Raw genomic sequence first — 18,176 nt, forward strand, 5'->3', positions numbered from 1 at the left:
TTACTCCGAGATATCTTTGCCATCAATATGCACTACGTGCCCTTCACCACCGTTTAGTACAACAGTGAAATCACCCGCAGGTTTCTCAAAGTAAACCTCACCAAACTCATCCAGCTTGGTCTGCATGATTACAGAGCCGTTTTGCTCAATACGGAACTCAACACCCTCTGCACTCGCTCCGTCACTGAAGCCACCTTCACAGTTGATGTAACCATTACCTTCATCGTAACAAGCCATCAACGCAGTGTGTGCCAGCACATTACCGGAAAGTGTCATGGCAGCTGTAGCAGCCAGCAATAGTTTAAGTTTCATAAAAATCTCCCTTGGCATTTTTTAAGAATAATTCTCAATAGCGTTTATTTTATGGCTCAGCCAATGATTAGTAAAATTGAACTTATTTATATTCTGAATCAGTCAATTCGATAAACATAGGCTACACAACAAAAATAAAGCCGGCATATAGCCGGCTTCATATATCTTCAGACATTAATCAGGTTTGGCTGATTATAGGTCCTGAGCTTCGATCCACAGAACTGCGTCCTGAGAAAGCTCTTTGCCCTTGTACTCTGTGTCCGGACCAGAACCAAGACATGCGAAGCCCCACTTACCAGCTTTAGGAATACCGAAAGTGAACATACCTGCATCATCAGTGATTGCTACGATAGCTGATCCTGGTGCATCTCTGAATGTACCTTTACCAAATGAGTTAACTTTAGAATCAACTTCTGTATTGATAAATTCGATTTCACACTCAACGCCTGCCGCTGGTTTGCCTTCAGAAAGAAGCTGACCTGTGAATGTGCTACCTGCGAATACCTGGTATGGCTTATTCTTAGGAACGATCTCAGTTTTCAGACCAAGAGGAGCTTCCCAACCTGTTGGCAGGCCACCTTTGTTGATGAAACGCTTAGTGATCTGCTGGATGTAGATGTCTTCACCACCTTCGTAGTAAGGAGCAGGAACAAGACCGAAGATGTAATCACCATTACGCTTAACTTTATACTCAACTTCGTAAGCATCAGCTACGTTGTCGTGGCCTTTCCACTTGATAGCCTTAAGATCTTTAAGAAGGTCAGTTTTCTTATCCTTGAACATTACAAAGAATTCTTCAGGCATGCCCATGTTCATGGTGTGACCATTTTCCATTGGGTGACCGAATACCAGCTTCATGTCGATAGTAGTTGGTTTCTCTAGCTGAGACGTTGGCGTGTACATCAGCTGGAAGTGTGCCTGAGATGCTGCAGAAAGAGTTAGCGCTGCTGTACCTGCAAGTAGTGCGATTTTTTTCATTTCTTTGTTTTCCCTAATGTTAGCAATGTTTATTCAACGATATCAGAACCCATGATCTCGATAGCGTGACCAGGACCTGCGTTAAATAGTACTTTGTAATCTCCAGACGGCTTATCGAACTCATATTCGCCATCTTCATTTATTTCGCCTTTAATCAGCTCTTTACCGGACATGTCCAAAACTGTCATAGGAACGCCAGCTGCTGATGAACCATCAGAAAAGCCACCTTCACATAAAACAGTTCCGTCACCATTGTCGTAACAAGAACATAAAGGAGTGTGAGCTAAAGCCTGACCACTGAATAGTGCAGCAGCAATCATTGGCATAAGAAGTTTTTTCATTGTTATTCCTTATTAAGTATTCGGCCGTTACTTAATTCCATTGAGTAAAAACACAATGGCAATTGTGTTGTCTCAACTATACTAATTATTCAGTCTGCGAATAAAAGCGATTATTATTAGCAATGCTCTAAACTTTGACCTACATCAAGTTAATGACAATTGTTCTCATTAACAACTACATTATCAGAAGCCTGACCGTTAAAATTGCTGTCTGTTTTAGGCGAAGAATAAGATGTAAATGAAAATGCAATTGTCAGAATTAAAGCCTGGTGATAAAGGAACCATTCTTTCACACCACGCTGAAGGCGCTGTAAGACAACGCTTACTGGATCTGGGTCTGATGCCCGAGGTCGAAATAGAACTTGTACGCTTTGCGCCTATGGGGGATCCACTGGAAATAAGAGTTGGTTTAACCAACGTAGTAATAAGAGCAACGGAAGCTGAAACAGTAATAGTTAACCGTCTAAGTTAGTCGTCTGTCGGGGATCCAATATGAACAGAAAAAAAATCCTGCTGGCAGGTCAGCAAAACGCCGGTAAATCCACCATCTTTAACATGCTGACTGGTGCCCGCCAGCATGTGGCCAACTATCCGGGCGTCACTGTAGATAAAAAAACCGGTTACTTCTCCAATAAAAACGGCTCATATCAGCTTATCGATCTTCCGGGAACCTACAGTTTAACCAGCTTCTCCCTTGAAGAGCGTGTCGCCCGCCGGGCACTACGTGAAGAGCACGCTGATGTCGTATTGAATGTAATGGATGCTGCGAACATTAACCGCTCCCTACACCTTTCCCTGCAACTAATGGAGCTGGAGCTGCCAGTCGCTATTGCACTCAATATGATGGATGTTGCCAAATCTGAAGGCATCACAATTAACTCAGCCAAGCTTTCTGAAGAGCTAAACACGCCAGTTGTAGAATGTATCGGCCGTTTGGGCAAAGGTGTTGACGAAATATCTGACGTTATTACTGACGTGGAAAAGAGCAACTTCAGAATCGCCTACCCGGAACTGGAAGACTCTATCTCACGAATCAGTGACCAGTTGGAAGAATTGCACCTTAATGATGCTCCTGCAACGCGCTGGCTTTCAATAAGGCTACTGGAAAAAGATCAGGAAGCTACCTCCTGGTTTGAGAAACACGCTGATCAGGATAGTGTTAAATCGATTAAAGACGCACTTACAGAAGAGCAGACAAAAATCGATGAAGCACTTTCTGTGGGTATCAGTGACTACATTGTGGCTCAAAGGCAACTGGTAGTAAGTCGCTTACTCTCTGTTTGCGCAGAGTTCGCACAACGAAAAGCCAATGAAAAGACCTTCACTCAAAAGTTTGACCGTATCGTGTTAAGCAAACTGGGTGCACCAATCTGTCTGGTCGCAACAGTATTTATTATCTATCAGTGCGCTATCGTTTACGGCTACGAGTTAACCAACTACTGGTGGCCGTACCTGGCATCGTTAAGGGAAATTGTTGCGGGAATCCTGCCTGAAGCAGGCTTCCTCTATGACCCTTATGTGCGCTCTCTGGGTCTGTGGGTAGTAGACTCAGCCAACACACTGCTTAACTATATTCCTATCTTCCTGATTCTGTTCGCCATGATCGCAATTCTTGAAGATTCCGGATATATGGCGCGAATCGCCTTTATCTGTGACAAGATGCTGAGCAAGTTTGGTCTGCACGGCCAGAGCACCCTGCCAATGATACTGGCTGGTGTATTTGCCGGTGGTTGTGCAGTACCTGGCGTAATGGCAACCAAGGGTATCCCTGATAACCGGGCCAGACTGGCGACAATCCTGACCGTTCCGTTTATGAACTGTCTGGCGAAAGTACCACTATATACTCTGTTGCTGGGTATCTTCTTTGTAGAAGACAAATCTCTGATGACCTTCTACATTTCGACGTTCTCAATTATTGCCGCTCTTTTAGTTGCGAAGTTACTGACTAAAACCGTACTTCGCCGCACTGAGACCGCACCATTTATTATGGAACTGCCACGTTACAACCTGCCAACGGTTCGTAGTGTGCTTACCCGCTCGTTAGAACGTACCTGGATGTATGTGCGTAAAGTGGGAACCATAGTTCTGGCTGTATCGACAGTTATCTTTGTACTGCTTCAGTTCCCTGGTGTACCGAAAAATGAAAAAGTTCAGTTCCAGGCACAGGCTGAAAAAGCAGTAGCAACCTTTGAGAAGAAGATTGCTAAAACAGAGTACGCTGGCAAGTTTGACGAAAACTCACTGCCTGATCTGGTGAACTACTACACAGATTACAAGCGTGCCAAACTAAATGCTAAGGGTGCTGCTGGCTCAAAAGCAGTTGCTGAAAAATTCACTAAGCGTGATGCTGAATTCTACAATTTTGTTAAGCCACCAAAAGGCAACAAAGATGCAAAAACTGTCAGCAAAGCGTTGAGAAAACTGGCATCAGAACGTAAGAAAATCCGACGTCAGATGAAAGAGCGCAGACTGGAAGCATCACTTCTGGGCAGCTTCGGTCGCTCTATCGAGCCGGTCACTCAATACGCTGGCTTCGACTGGAAAGTAAACATTGCGCTATTCTCTTCATTTGCCGCTAGAGAAAGTAGTGTTGCAACGCTTGGTGTACTATTCCAGCAGGATGAGGATAGTAACCAGAAGCTTGAAGATCGTATGGGTGAATCTAGTGAACTTGCGGGCCATGGTGCTGTTTCAGCTGTTGCACTGATTCTGTTCTTTATTCTTTACCCTCCATGTCTGGCAACGGTAATGATGATTAAAGTACAGACTGGTGAGTATAAATGGATGCTTCTATCTATATTCTTGCCAACTCTGATAGGTTTCACAGTATCGACTATAGTTTACTCTGTGGGTACCGGTTTTAATATGAGCGGTATTGAAGCAATGTCATGGGCTTATTTCACTGGCCTGATACTCGTGTTGCTTTTAGGTATGAAAGACTGGATACGGCGTAAAATGATGCCAAAAGAGATACCGGTTAAAAATCTGGACTAGGAGGAGATATGTACGAGGAAATGGTTGTAGCTCCTTTGCTGGTTCTATAAAGAAAAATGATCGACAAATCTGACCAAATAAGGCTGTAGTCTGCTCATGTTATTGAGGTTCACTACAGCCTCACTTAAAAAGTGACCGACTGTATCACCCATTCCTAATTATCACTGGGCGCTCTATATCTTATTCTCGTTCTTCAGTGGGTACACAGAGGCGAGTAAGCCCCTGATCAATTTGCAGCAAAAGTTAAGACAATAGCTGTACCTTTATTATAATGTCCTAGTCTTTTCATCTTTCTTCTCTATATTCTCAAGCCAGCAATTTCCGCTTCTAACAAAGCACAACAGGATACTATTAAACGTCTTACAGAGATCCTTTACCAGGTGGGAACCACTGCGACAACGCTCACTTATCATCTGCAATGCATCGTGAATATGTTGTAGCTGAATAATTCGCTGCTCAATATCGCGTAATTTAGCTTCGGTGATATTTTTTACTTCCTGACAAGTATGTTGTTCAGCTTCAATTTTAATCGACAACAACTCTTCTATATCACTAAGAGAGAGTCCTACTTCTTTGGCATGAAAAATAAACTTCACTCTATCAATACAGTTCTGATCATATTGACGATAGCCATTCACGGCTCTTTTTTGGCTCGATCAAGGCTTGCTGACTCATTTAATGAAAATCATTATCATACACAACTGTTATGTTATAACATTTTAATTAGGAGCAATCATGAAACAAGGCATTCATCCAGACTATCGCACCGTTGTTTTCCACGATACAAGTGTCGATAAATACTTTTTAATTGGCTCTACTCTGAAGACCGAACGAACCATTGAGTGGGAAGACGGCAAAACCTATCCTTATATGACCATTGAGGTGTCTTCTGAATCTCACCCTTTCTATACAGGAAAACAGAGAATCGCATATTTCATGTAAACAGACAATTAAGAGAGCTCCCGTTAAATAGCTATTTTGCGCAGAATGCGTCTTTAACAAACACGCCATTTGAAACCGGATATGGTTCAAAGTTGGAAGGAAATACTTACAGGCAGGCAGTATAGTGAACGAATTTATTACAGCGTTAACCAATCCGGATGTAGCATTCATCCGGTATGCTTTTTTGGCCGGTCTGCTTTCCAGTATACCATTTGGCATTATCGGCTCATTCGTTGTAGTGAAAAGAATGACCTACATAGCCGGAGCGGTGAGCCACACCTCATTAGGCGGAATAGGTCTCGCCCTGTATCTGAGCACAGTGATGAGTATTAGCAGCATTTCACCTATGGGTGGTGCAGTTATTTTCGCTCTTATATCGGCACTGATCATTAGTCTGGCGATTACAAAAACCAATGCCAGGCTGGATACGGTTATTGGAAGTATCTGGGCAATCGGTATGTCGCTGGGCCTGATATTTATTTACCTGACACCCGGTTACATTGATCCTATGAGCTACCTGTTTGGCAACATATTGCTTATTTCCCGGGATAATCTGATAACAATCCTGACGTTGAGCTCTGTAATAACTTTATTTAGTTTACTGTTTTTTAACCAGTTTATATCGACCTCTTTTGATTCTGATTTCGCCAGAACAAGAAACATCAATACCACATTTTACGAGACCTTCCTTATCATACTGGTGGCGCTGACAGTTATCTTAATGATCAACATTGTAGGCATTGTTATGGTTATCGCCTTACTAACATTGCCCCCGGCCATTTCTGCTCTTTATACAAAGCGCATGAAAAGCATGATGCTGGTATCCATTCTTGTGTGTGCACTCATTACCAGCAGCGGTCTGTATCTGAGTTATATATTTACCGTTCCGACCGGTTCAACAACTGTGATCTTAGGTGGTGTGATATACGTAACTATGCTGTTATCAAACAAAACGGTAAATACACTACAGAGGCTATATCAGAGAAAAACGGCTTAGAAGATTTCTTGGTTCATCTGTTCTCACCCAATTAAATAAGTAGTGCATTTTTTAATCTGAGAGGTTAGATAACATAGACTTTAAACGACGGTATTTTTTAGCTTTAGTTCGGCTCCATCTAAAACCAGCGACAGTTTTTTCCACCACCAGTTTTTCGCTCCGCCTTTCATTATCTGGTTAAATATCTCAACATGTATTGCGGTTTCTTCATGCTCTTCTGCGACGTCATTCCACGACATCATCCGACTTTCACCAATATTCCCACCATTTCGGTTCGGCTGAGTAAGACGCTTCCATCCGACTGAAGCTTCAGATGTCATATCAAATACACTGTCCACAATCAGAACCGAATCCTGCTTGCTAAAGCCATGCGTTTCCAAAACCAGACAGGTGGAAGAAAAAAGACGTATTGCTGATGAAGGAATTCTATCCATGGTTCGCACCAGATCAGCCAGACCGGGGTAGCGTTCATAGAGTTCCCAGACTTGATCTGCAATGGCTTCAATATATAAACGCCAGTGATCCGTTTGCTGCGGGCTTTTAATACTCAAAAAAGCACTGTCTGTTGCTGCATATAAGATATCGTTACGGCTTTTCACATGCCGGTATAAAGAAGAATGATCAACACCCAGATGTTGTCCTATCGCTTTTACGGTAACTTTATCCAGCCCTATATCAAGAGCGGCTTGAGATACATCATTCTGAGAAATGCGGGCAGGACGCCCCACCCGCTGTTTGGTTGTGTTTTTCATTTAATGTGTTTTAATTTTCCAGTCTGCGGCATTTGACCAGCGTTCCCACAGTTTATGATATAAACCATGACCGTCAAGCAGTGTCTTATGGGTTCCCGATTCTGCTATCTGCCCGTTTTCCAGTACCAGAATCTGATCAGCTGATTGTACTGTGGATAAACGATGAGCGACAATAATCAGTGTCTTATCTTTAACCAGAGCGCTTAATGCTGACTGAATCGCCCGCTCATTAGTCGGATCAATTGCCGCCGTCGCTTCGTCCATCAGAACAACAGGGGCATCTTTCAGGATTGCTCTGGCGATGGATATCCGCTGACGTTCACCTCCTGAAAGTGCAGCACCACCTTCTCCTACACGGGTATCATATCCTTCGGGCAGAGCTTCTATAAACTCATGAGCCTGAGCTGACTTTGCCGCCTGAATAATCTCTTCTGCGCTGGCCGTAGGTGAGCCAAACGCGATATTTTCATAAATGGATCCGGAAAAAAGGTACACATCCTGAAAAACAATGGTAATCATCTGATGCAACTCTTCCGGTGCCAGCATCTTAATATCTGCTCCCCCCAGCGTAATTTTTCCGCTTTCAACATCCCAGAAACGAGGTAACAGATTGAGTATGGTACTTTTTCCCGAGCCGGAAAGTCCGACAATTGCGGTTACCGATCTTTCAGGGACACTAAAGCAGAGGTTACTCAGAACAGGTTTTCCTTTGTCATAAGAAAATCCCACATCCTCAAAACGAATGGCAAACCCTTCAGGCTCAACCGGTTCCCTGCAAACCGAAAGCGGTCTGGCATTAATGATCCTGTTTATACGGGAAAGTGATGCATCAGCCATACGCGTAACTTCCATCACAGCGATCAGGCCAACTAACGGGCTGTATAGCGAAAATGCCAGAACCAGAGCGGCTATTACAGTACTTGTATCAACATCCCCGGCAAGGAAACGAGTACCAGATACCATGATCAGAACAGGAACACCGCACATAACAATCGCCGCGAAGGTAACCAAAGGTGCGGTGAGCTTAACCACGGCCTGAATTGAGATATCCCTGAACGCAGAGAGTGCCACATGGAACTTTTCCATCCCTTTATCTAAACGGTTAAACGCACGGATAACGGCAATGCCCTGCGCAAACTCAATCATTGAAGCAGAAGCGTCTGCCTGTGTGTCCTGGCGTTTAATACCCAGTTTGGCTAACTGACGGCTGGACCAGAGATAGACAGGAATACTGATCATAATGGAGGCAGAAGCACTGACCGCAACTGGCCAGTCGAGATAAAACAGATATCCAAGCACGGCAACAGGGAGACCGAATGCCTGTGCTATACGCGGAAGCGCATCAGACATAAAGCTTTCAAGCATCTGCATATCTGAGGTCAGCACCGAAATTGTGTCACCTTTGCTCCGAGAAAGATGAAATCCAAGCGGAAGATTTTTTAAGTGTTCAAGCAAGGAAAGGCGCAGCATTCCCGCCACGTCAAAACTGGCCTGCCAGCTATAAGTTGCCGAAAAATAACCACAGACTAACTGACCGAGAAGTGAAATAAACATGACTCCCGTAATTAACCATGTCCACCTATAGGTCATGGTTGCACCATCAGCTAGCTGACCCAATACATGGATGACGACCGCAAACGAAAGACCAAGGCAAAAAGACTGGGCAAAGCGAAATGCGATACCTGCCAATACATGACGGCGTTGCGGGCCTGTGACCTTCCATAGCTGTTTCATACTGTCCAGTTCAGAGCGGATTTGTGGATTATCTGTAGCGTGAGAATCTATACCCTGTTTCATGCTGTCACTCCTGTCTCTGAGTGGTCACTCTGTTTCAGTTTCTGATTACGTGCCTGATTGTAGTCATGCCAAAGGCTGGCATAGAGGCTTTCATTAGCGAGAAGCGCGTCATGCTGACCGGATTCCACAAGACTCCCTTTATCCACAACAAGGATTTGATCAGCATTGGCAATCGTATGTAGTCTGTGTGCGATAACAATAACGGTTTTCCCCTTTGCCAGCCGGCTAATGGCCTGCTGGACCAGAGCTTCATTGTCAGGGTCAGCAAAGGCAGTTGCCTCATCCAATATAATAATTGGCGAGTTTTTAAGAATCGCTCTGGCGATAGCAATACGCTGACGTTCGCCACCGGAAAGTTTAGTCCCGTCATAACCTATTTTTGTGGCATAACCCTGCGGAAGTTCTGAAATAAAGTTATGTGCCTGAGCTGCTTTTGCTGCTGCGATAACTTCTTCATCACTGGCATATGGCACACCAAAGCGAATATTTTCTGCAATCGTGTCTGTGAACAGAAACGTATCCTGAAATACAAAAGCCACGGTATCCATTAACTGGCTCAGCCCCATTTCTCTCACATCATATCCGCCAATGGTAATACTGCCGCTCTGAATATCCCAGAACCGGGGAATAAGACTTGCGAGGGTGCTTTTGCCCGACCCCGATGGACCGACCAAAGCCGTTATGCTGTTTTCCTTCGCGGTAAAACAGACATCGTGTATAACCTCATTTTCGCCATAGGAAAAGGAGACATTCTGAAAACAAACATCTGCTTTTGTCAGAGGTAACACAGCTTTGTTGTCTTCCTGAGGTCTGACACTGAGCAAATCATCCACCAGCATAGAGCCCATACTGATATGAGCAAGCTGGTGAAACTGGTTAAAGAGTTTAAGCAGAGGCTGGCTATAATTTGCACCTAGTATGACAAAGAAAACCAGTGTAGAGAGTTCAATCTCACCCGCGGCCATAAAGAACAGTCCGGCCGGTAAAATAAACACAATGTTAGTCAACACCAGGCTAAAGAAGCTGCCTCCCAGAGGGATATATGCCTTGCCCCACTGTTTCTCCACATTGGTATACGCCTGAATGGCTTCTTTCGTCTGACGAAAACTTTCTCCGGTACGGTTAAAGATCTTAACAACGGCAATCCCGGACAGAAAATCCATAATGGAGGCATTCATCACCTGATTAGTTGACTGGTAATCGTAAGCGTATTTTCCACCCTTAGTCATTGCCATCACCAGAAGAACAAAGGAAACCGGAGTGACCAGGATGGAGACAATCGCCATTCGCCAATCAACGATAAACAGCCAGACGGAAACTGCTATCCACATAGCCAGTGCACTTACCCCCTCCGGCAAACCATGAGCAATAATCAGTTCCAGTTTCTCCGGCTCATCGATAATCAGCTTTTTGGCATCGCTGCTTTTCTTATTAGAAAAGTAACCAAGAGGTAATGTAGACATATGCCGGGCTATCGCTTTACGCAATCCATAAATAGCATCAAAGGCCACAATATGAGAGAGACCAAGAGAAAGCCCCAGTAGCGCAAACCCACTAACGATAGCTGCCAGCGATATGCCTGCGTAATACCAAATCTGCGAAAGTTCCACTGATTGTTCGATATATTGAACAATTAAATGGTATACCACCCATATGGGCACCAGCTCTAATGCTACTGAAGCGGTTGCCAGAAACACAGCTGCGATGAGTTTCAGACGAGATCCGGTGATAAACCCTGAGACCAGACGTAAACTAGCCAGATAATCCGGCGATGGTGAAAATTGCTCGGTTGATGCCTTATCATTGGGTGCATCGCTCCCTAACTGATCTTTAATTGTCATAACCCTGTTACGATTGAGCGTAGAAACAACTCTAACAATTAATGAGAATAGTTCTCATTTTATTGCTTTAATATCATTTTGCAACATCATGTTGCTAATTAATTTTCAAACGCACGTCAACAAGGAAAAAGTTCAACCTTCCTCAAATGGTAACAATTATCATTTCCAACAATGATTGCAAGTGTTATTATTAACGCTTCTTAAAACAAATTGTCTTTTTCTAGACATAGATAAGAGGTGGGTCATGGAAGATCAAATAACAGACAAAACAGATTTAAGCAGCTCAGATTGGGAACATCAATGGCAACTTTTAATGGGTAGCGGTAACAGTATGGCTCAGCGACAACAATGGGAATCTGCGGCAATATTTTACAAAAAGGCTTTTGTGTTAGCAGAAAATAACTTGTGTAACCAATGCCCTGCTCTTCATTGTGACAGAAGTTTACTAAATACGTATCTATCTTCAGCACTGGAACTTGGTAAAGCAATCAAAAACAATACGTATGAATGTGCTTTTCTTGCCTTAATTGACAGCCTAGAAATACAAAGCACTAAAGTGAACTGTGAAATGGAATATAATATGTATTCCAAGACTATCAATCAGTTAAAATCATCTTTGGTTAGTTCTAATAGCGCATCAGGATGATGCCACATCAGCATTGGCAGGATTGCATCTAGATATTTACCGAGAACATATATATTGTCAATGGACAACTTTTTTGACCCACCTACGTACGTTAAGTTTGTCTCTGCGCAGGTAGATCAGCTCTAATGATTATTAGTAATATTATCACTAACCGCACAAAACTCACAAATCCCTTCCCTCGTTTGAGTTTCGCAGTTTTATGTATTGCTGATTTCCCAGCAACGGCATTATCTTTCCGTACATGTACACTTACGAAGCCTGATTCTTGGTATGGTAAAAAACAGCCATCGTCACTTTTGATGATTTGTTCATCCTTAAACTTGTTGACGATAGAAGCATTGGCTGATTTTGGTATCAAGACTCTAATCTCACCATGCCAGATGTCCGCTTGCTCGCACATGAGTTTCACCCACGATTGGTAATGAGCATAATACTCATCAGGTTGTTTTTTTTGCATACATGTAAGGCTTGGGAAGTACCACTTTATGCTGATAAGCTCTTCTTTGATGCCCATTGTTTTAAGCAGCTTAACCAGCGTTACCACTGGCTGTTGCTTGGTGGTGCGCAGCAAAAAGTCTTTGCCAGCTACAAAATCACTCCTCAGTTCGAGTAGTTGTTTAAGCTCAATGTCCTTTAGGTGTCCTAATTTTTGAGCATAATCAAAACGGCTAATCAGGTTTTCCAAGTACTTAACATCACTGCGTCTCAGCTTGGCGTAATTCACATGCGGTGCCAATTTGTGTTTCGATTTTGGAAGACTGGTTTGCGTAAGCATGCTATCAAGTTCAAGTAATTGAAGAACCGTTGTTACTGGAATATTTAAATCTTCACTAATCCATTCAGCAGTTTGTCCCACTGCAGCTCGGCGTATCACACGCCAAATAGTGGAAAGTGGAAGCGAACCACAGTCTTGTTTCATGTTTTGCTGTGTTGATACCGTTAGTTGATAACTGTCAGTGCGAAGAGTTGGGCAAAACGATTGTGGCACCACTCTGTTATAGCACTCTTTTATACTTGGTTTGATTTGGATCTGTCCAAACTCATTCGCCTGCGCCTTTTGCCCCCAGAATGTACGTAACAGACGCATGCTCGGCGTGTGATTAGACACTTTAGTTCTTCTTAAAAAATCTCCTAAATGAAAGTAGGAAGAGAGTGTCGTATCAGGTGATGCATGCCCAAGTTATCACCTACCTCCTTTCAGATAACAACTAAATCAGCTAAGCTCAGGCCACTTATCAAACGGCTGCTTAGTAAATACCATTTCACCGTCATCACCTTTCTGGATATTGAGCCACGCCTGCCAGTTTTCGTAATCTATCTCCGGGTAATCCAGACGGAAATGACTACAGCGGCTTTCCGTTCTCATCATTGAGGCTTTAAGTTTCATTTCCGCCGTGATGATCATGTTCTTAGTCTCATGTGCCAGACGCAGCTGATGGCGGTCTTCTGCCAGCAGCATAGGTGCATGGTGCTCTTTCAGCTCTTCAACATAAGCCAGTGCGCCTTGCATCATTCGCTCTTTTTTGATGTAGAGAACAAAGTTCGGGATCATCACCCCCTGAAGAACCTGAGTAACCCATGCCGGGCTGTATCCAAGTTTTCGCTTCAGTGGTGCAAGGATCTCTTCCTGAATTTGCTCCAGCTTAGCTTTGCTCACCTGGATCTGCTCAACAGACTGACTGGCTTTTGCAGCAGCTTCACCTGCAAAGGTCCCCTGAATACATGAACCGGCTGCAGAGCCGCCAATCTGGGTGTAGATACCTCCTGACATATAAGAGCCCAGCGCATCACCGGCAGCGTAAAGACCCGGGACAGAACTCAGGCCGGTCTCATCAACAGGAACAATGCCTTCCGCCTTGTGAATTGCCATACCTGCCGTTGAGCCACCCACCTGGTTTCCGCCCATTCCCGGAGGGCCTGAATGACCTGATTTGCTAAACAGAGAAAAAATGCCTTTGCTCTCTTCCGGCTTTGGAGGCATTCCTGTTTGTCTGAATGCTTCCGGAACATATGGCCCTGAAGAGTAGCGGTCATTATCCTGCTCAGGCGGTTTTTCTCCCGGCCCACCGGCGCCAGGAGGCGGCCCCATTGGCTTAACGCCACCATTCACATAAGCTTCATAGTTAAGATCAACACCAAGGTGGTGGTTAACCATAACACCTGTTACCCCTGGTTTTTCTTCAATCTGACCATGCCAGTTGTCATAGCAGGATCCTGAGTTCTCCGCAGAGCCGGGGTGACCGTCGTTCCACTCTTTACCCGTGACGACAGCGCCAATATCGTAGGCCATAATGGTGCCGTCATGCGTTACATCGCACATAGGGAAACCGTTGGGTTTAAAGCCGCCGGAACCGGTACAAAGCACCACGGTTTTCGCATTAAAGAACACCACCTTGTTCTCATCCATGCTGAAACCTGCCGCGCCAACCACACGTCCCTGCTCTTTCATCAGGTGAGTGATCATAATTCGCTCTTTACGAGGAATATTGCGCTCATCCATAGGAACTGAGAAAGACTTATTGCACAGCGGAGAGTCAAAAAATCCCCATGATTTTAGCTCCTCAACCCTGTCATAGGAGTGCTCCGCCAGTTGGCGGGTAAATACCGGGTTATTGGTACCAATGGCAGATTCAGACACCTTAGCCACAAAGTCATCAATGCTCATGGAAGCGTTGGCTTTATCGTAGGAGAAAACGCCCTTAGCAAATGGCGTCAGACCGGAACTGCCCAGACGCCCTTTGGATACCATCATCACTTTAGCGCCCGCATCGTGCGCTTTTACCGCAGCAAACAGACCGGCAAACCCGCTGCCGATAACCAGCACATCCGTATCATGGGACTCCTGAGTAAAGTCATCCGCATCAATTTTCGGCATATTCTCAACCGGAGCATCTGCTGCAAAAGCTGCCGATGCAAACATGGAAGCGCCAATCACACCACCAGCAACGCCGATAAACTGACGTCTCGACATATCTATTTTTTTGCTCATCTTCGCTACCTCCAGGAAACCATAACCGGCAATGTTTTTTCAGGGGTGATGGTTATCGCACCCACCGGACAGTACAATCTGCAAAGGTGGCAGATCTGGCAGTCTTCCGGATACGCAATGACCGCTTTTTTCGTTTTCTCATCGAACTGAATTACATCCGTAGGACAGCTCTCCACACAGGTTTTGCAACCTATACAACCGGATATCTGACTAATTGGCATATCGTTACCTCTATAACCTGTGATTAAAATGAAAGCTGTTCGTAGTGAACATCGGATGAAGGAATATCAAGTGACTTAAGACTCTTTTTCACCGCTGTGATCATGCCCTGCGGACCGCACAGGTAAACGCTGCTGTTACCGGCGCTCATACTCTGCATCGTCTTGCTGATACACGCTTTATCGATCACTCCTTCCATCATTTCGGCCTCAGATGATGCCTCCATGCAGACCAGTTGCTGACGAAAATCAGGCATTTGTTGCTCCAGCGCTTTGATCTCATCCTGCAGCACCATCTGCTGATAGTCACCGTTACCGTAGATAAGACGGACAGGACGTTTGTCATTGTTTGCCGCAAGCTCTCTGAGCAGGCTGAGCATAGGTCCGATACCCGCACCACCGGCAATAAGAAGAACTGAGTCTGATTTCTTACTATCAGCTAAACTCATGCTGCCGTAAGGGCCGTCTATATAGACCTCCTGACCAACAGACAGGGTATTCAACTGAGAGGTATAATCACCCAGCTCACGAATCACCATAGACAGGCTAGGCAGATCATCTCTGCATGAAGCAATAGAGAACGGGTGCTCATTCATGCTAAATACCGAACCGCTGGTATTCATCCAGACAAACTGTCCGGCTTCAAAATCAAAGTCATCATTACCGTTTTTCTCTAAGGTTACCTGCCAGTCGCGGCTGCTCACCTTAGTCACATCCACCAGGGTAAATGGCTTAGCTTTAACGATAAATTTCTTGGCGATGTAGTTATAAGCCACTATTAGTACCGAAGCGCTGCAAAGCACCCACCAGAGGGTATTAAACTCAGTATCAAACTGACCGTGACTGCCGACGCTGGTGATATGCAGGGTTGCCAGAACGGCAATCACCACAAAACCAAGCATATGAGTCAGGCGCCAGGTTTCGTAGCTCATTTTCAGGCGGTTTTTAAATATGGCCATCAGAGTCCAGACAATCATGGCTACCCAGGCGATAACACCTGTCAGCATCTGAGGCGCGGTAATGACCTCAACCAGGCTTCTGATTCCGTCGTCATAGGACTGAATGAACTTCGGCGCTAAAAGCAGCACCGGGTGAAGAAGAAAAAAGCCGCCAATCCACTGGCCGATTGTCTTGTGCTTAGACATACTCCAGTCGATATTGGCAAACAGAGGGATTTGTTTAACACGGCTGCCCAGCGGGAACTGAACGAAAAACGCCATCATGGCAACAAGGTTGATAATGCTAAGGACTGTGACATAGAGCCCTTTGTTATCCATATTCAGCATTTGCGCCGCCACGAATGGCAGGCTCAGTAAAACCGCATAACCGGCAAGCAGTTTTCCATGCCTGATATGCAGCTTCGAACGTATCAGCTTAGCCCCCGGCTGCTCCAGGGTAATTGCTTCTGTATTCATTGTTCGCTTCCAAGTATTTATATGAAAATTATTTTTCCAACCATACTTATCAGCTTGCTGTGGATATATTTTGTACTTTGGCTGATATGGAATGAACAATACCCGGCTCAGGGTTAAGGGTGGGTTAAGGGTAATTAGCGTTTATTTTATCAAGACTAACCTGATAACATGCTCTATTATAACTAATAGAGATAACTCTTTGTTAAAGTACAAATTGCCGACATATTTTAGGAGACCGGGCGCAGAATCAATATGATGAGTGATCGATTAGTATTTGCTTCAGAAGAACCAGTAAAGGAAACAGAGCCGCAAGGTTACTGGAACGTGCTTGTTGTCGATGATGACAAGGCGGTTCACGATGTCACGCTGCTCGCCCTTGACGGCTATGATGTTCTTGGCAAGCGGCTGAACTTTCTGCATGCGTACAGTGCAGAAGAAGCCATTGAAGTATTAAAAGGCAATGATGATATCGCTCTGATTCTTCTGGATGTGGTGATGGAGACCGATCACGCAGGTCTGGATGCCATTAAGATTATCCGCGAAGATCTGAAACGCGACGATGTAAGAATCGTCTTAAGAACCGGACAACCGGGGCAGGTTCCGGAGCTGGATACCATCACCAACTACGATATCAACGATTACAAATCAAAGAGTGAACTTACCCGATCCCGCCTGTTGACCACTGTTATTGCAGCAATCCGCTCCTGGATGCAGATTAAGCGCCTGAAAGAAGCAGAGCAGGATCTTGAAAACTTTAACAAGGAGCTGGAAAACCTGGTTGATGAGCGTACCGCAGAATTAAGCCATGCCCGTCAGGTTGCAGAAGAAGCACTTGAAGCCAGAAGTCAGTTTCTGGCGAATATAAGCCATGAAATCAGGACGCCTATGAGCGGAATTCTTGGCATGGTTGAACTTTTAAAACTCAGCGAACAAACCGAGCAGGACAAAAGACATCTTGAAGTTATCCAGCATTCAGGTAAAACCCTGCTTACCGTTATCAACGACATTCTGGATTACTCTAAGCTGGATGCAGGAAAACTCACCCTTGAGCGCCGTCCGGTCGATCTGAACGAATTTCTGATCCAAACCATTACGCCATATAAAGCCAGTGCTTCCGACGAACTGGCAATAGAACTGAACGTTGGTCCGGAACTGGTAGATAAATGCTTTGTGACTGACTCTGTCCGCATGCATCAGGTGTTATCTAACCTGTTAAACAACGCCTGTAAGTTTACCGAAAAAGGGTTTGTCCGCCTGAATGTGGCCGGAGAGCCGTTAGGCCAGAAACAATTCAGACTGGATTTTGCTGTTACTGATACAGGGATCGGCATACCGCCTGAAAGACAGGCTGAAATGTTTAAGCCTTTCACTCAGTCCGATCAGTCCACCACACGCCGGTACGGCGGAACCGGGCTTGGTTTGTCCATCTGCTCTCAGATACTTTCCCTGATGGGTGGCAAACTCAGACTGGAGAGCGTCGTAGACAGAGGCACAACATTTTCCTTCAGCATTGTTCTCGAACAAACCGATAAACCTTGTCATCAGGAACCGGCAACGCAGAAAGCCGAAAACAGAACCCTTCACGTTCTGTTAGTTGAAGACGATAAAGTCAACCAGATGGTTTGCCGTAAACTGCTTGAGCACCACGGCGCGCAGGTTGATATTGCCGGTAATGGTCAGGAAGCCGTACAAAAAGCGACCGAAGAAAAAGGCCGCTACGACCTGATCCTGATGGATTGCCAGATGCCGGTTATGGATGGTTACGAAGCAACCCGGCAAATCCGTAACTGGGAAGCAGAAAACAGACATCAGGCTGTAAGAATTGTGGCTCTGACTGCGCACACCTTACCGGAGCATATTGACGAGTGCATCAGTGCCGGTATGGACGAGCATCTATCCAAACCAGTCAGCGTGGCGCATCTCTCCGCTTTACTCAATAACGCCAAAGCATAGA

The 18,176-nt window shown here is 44.9% G+C and carries 17 protein-coding genes; 6 read left to right on the forward strand and 11 right to left on the reverse strand.

Features of this window, described 5'->3' with window-relative positions; genetic code table 11:
• The 3 genes from L3Q72_RS17560 to L3Q72_RS17570 form a co-directional block, all read right to left on the reverse strand.
• Window positions 1-312 (reverse strand): hypothetical protein, encoded by a 312-nt coding sequence (locus tag L3Q72_RS17560; RefSeq protein ID WP_275133463.1) that lies wholly within the window; start codon window positions 310-312, stop codon window positions 1-3.
• 192 nt (window positions 313-504) lie between these two features.
• Window positions 505-1,290 carry a DUF4198 domain-containing protein gene (locus tag L3Q72_RS17565; RefSeq protein ID WP_275133464.1) on the reverse strand — a complete coding sequence of 262 codons (786 nt, stop codon included), beginning with the start codon at window positions 1,288-1,290 and terminating at the stop codon, window positions 505-507.
• 29 nt (window positions 1,291-1,319) lie between these two features.
• Window positions 1,320-1,631, reverse strand: a complete 312-nt coding sequence (locus tag L3Q72_RS17570) for a hypothetical protein (RefSeq protein WP_275133465.1) — start codon at window positions 1,629-1,631, stop codon at window positions 1,320-1,322.
• Window positions 1,632-1,869: 238 nt separating this feature from the next.
• Between L3Q72_RS17570 and L3Q72_RS17575 the strand changes: the two genes are divergently transcribed.
• Window positions 1,870-2,103 carry a FeoA family protein gene (locus L3Q72_RS17575; RefSeq protein WP_275133466.1) on the forward strand — a complete coding sequence of 78 codons (234 nt, stop codon included), beginning with the start codon at window positions 1,870-1,872 and terminating at the stop codon, window positions 2,101-2,103.
• Between the two features lie 20 nt (window positions 2,104-2,123).
• Entirely contained in the window at window positions 2,124-4,625 is a 2,502-nt protein-coding gene (gene feoB, locus L3Q72_RS17580; RefSeq protein ID WP_275133467.1) for a ferrous iron transport protein B, read from the forward strand.
• Between the two features lie 266 nt (window positions 4,626-4,891).
• On the opposite strand, the gene L3Q72_RS17585 is transcribed toward feoB, so the two are convergent.
• The gene (locus L3Q72_RS17585) at window positions 4,892-5,263 is read right to left on the reverse strand and encodes a MerR family DNA-binding protein (protein ID WP_275133468.1); all 372 of its coding nucleotides are present in this window, start codon (window positions 5,261-5,263) and stop codon (window positions 4,892-4,894) included.
• A gap of 97 nt (window positions 5,264-5,360) precedes the next feature.
• On the opposite strand from L3Q72_RS17585, the gene L3Q72_RS17590 reads away from it, so the two are divergent.
• Window positions 5,361-5,567 (forward strand): type B 50S ribosomal protein L31, encoded by a 207-nt coding sequence (locus tag L3Q72_RS17590; protein WP_275133469.1) that lies wholly within the window; start codon window positions 5,361-5,363, stop codon window positions 5,565-5,567.
• A gap of 124 nt (window positions 5,568-5,691) precedes the next feature.
• Window positions 5,692-6,564, forward strand: a complete 873-nt coding sequence (locus L3Q72_RS17595) for a metal ABC transporter permease (protein WP_275133470.1) — start codon at window positions 5,692-5,694, stop codon at window positions 6,562-6,564.
• An 80-nt stretch (window positions 6,565-6,644) separates the two neighbouring features.
• On the opposite strand, the gene L3Q72_RS17600 is transcribed toward L3Q72_RS17595, so the two are convergent.
• Genes L3Q72_RS17600 through L3Q72_RS17610 form a run of 3 tightly spaced genes read right to left on the reverse strand, consistent with a single transcriptional unit; the run spans window position 6,645 to window position 10,954 of the window.
• Window positions 6,645-7,316, reverse strand: a complete 672-nt coding sequence (locus L3Q72_RS17600; RefSeq protein ID WP_275133471.1) for a TetR family transcriptional regulator — start codon at window positions 7,314-7,316, stop codon at window positions 6,645-6,647.
• A complete protein-coding gene (locus L3Q72_RS17605) occupies window positions 7,317-9,113 on the reverse strand; it encodes an ABC transporter ATP-binding protein (RefSeq protein ID WP_275133472.1) in 1,797 nt (598 codons plus the stop codon).
• Window positions 9,110-10,954 (reverse strand): ABC transporter ATP-binding protein, encoded by a 1,845-nt coding sequence (locus L3Q72_RS17610; RefSeq protein WP_275133473.1) that lies wholly within the window; start codon window positions 10,952-10,954, stop codon window positions 9,110-9,112. Before L3Q72_RS17610 ends, L3Q72_RS17605 begins: the two co-directional genes overlap by 4 nt.
• 244 nt (window positions 10,955-11,198) lie before the next feature.
• On the opposite strand from L3Q72_RS17610, the gene L3Q72_RS17615 reads away from it, so the two are divergent.
• On the forward strand, window positions 11,199-11,600 hold the full coding sequence (locus L3Q72_RS17615; protein ID WP_275133474.1) for a hypothetical protein: 402 nt from the start codon (window positions 11,199-11,201) through the stop codon (window positions 11,598-11,600).
• Window positions 11,601-11,691: 91 nt separating this feature from the next.
• On the opposite strand, the gene L3Q72_RS17620 is transcribed toward L3Q72_RS17615, so the two are convergent.
• The 4 genes from L3Q72_RS17620 to L3Q72_RS17635 all read right to left on the reverse strand — a co-directional run bounded on the left by L3Q72_RS17620 (window position 11,692) and on the right by L3Q72_RS17635 (window position 16,222).
• Entirely contained in the window at window positions 11,692-12,708 is a 1,017-nt protein-coding gene (locus tag L3Q72_RS17620; protein WP_275133475.1) for a hypothetical protein, read from the reverse strand.
• 105 nt (window positions 12,709-12,813) lie between these two features.
• Window positions 12,814-14,589 carry an FAD-binding protein gene (locus tag L3Q72_RS17625; protein ID WP_275133476.1) on the reverse strand — a complete coding sequence of 592 codons (1,776 nt, stop codon included), beginning with the start codon at window positions 14,587-14,589 and terminating at the stop codon, window positions 12,814-12,816.
• A 5-nt stretch (window positions 14,590-14,594) separates the two neighbouring features.
• Window positions 14,595-14,810: a ferredoxin family protein gene (locus tag L3Q72_RS17630; RefSeq protein WP_275133477.1), complete on the reverse strand. Its 216-nt coding sequence runs from the start codon at window positions 14,808-14,810 to the stop codon at window positions 14,595-14,597.
• 23 nt (window positions 14,811-14,833) lie between these two features.
• A complete protein-coding gene (locus L3Q72_RS17635) occupies window positions 14,834-16,222 on the reverse strand; it encodes a ferric reductase-like transmembrane domain-containing protein (protein WP_275133478.1) in 1,389 nt (462 codons plus the stop codon).
• A gap of 255 nt (window positions 16,223-16,477) precedes the next feature.
• Between L3Q72_RS17635 and L3Q72_RS17640 the strand changes: the two genes are divergently transcribed.
• Window positions 16,478-18,175, forward strand: a complete 1,698-nt coding sequence (locus L3Q72_RS17640) for a response regulator (RefSeq protein WP_275133479.1) — start codon at window positions 16,478-16,480, stop codon at window positions 18,173-18,175.
• Window position 18,176: the final 1 nt, after the last annotated feature.

The sequence above is a fragment of the Vibrio sp. JC009 genome (assembly GCF_029016485.1).
Lineage (GTDB): Bacteria > Pseudomonadota > Gammaproteobacteria > Enterobacterales > Vibrionaceae > Vibrio.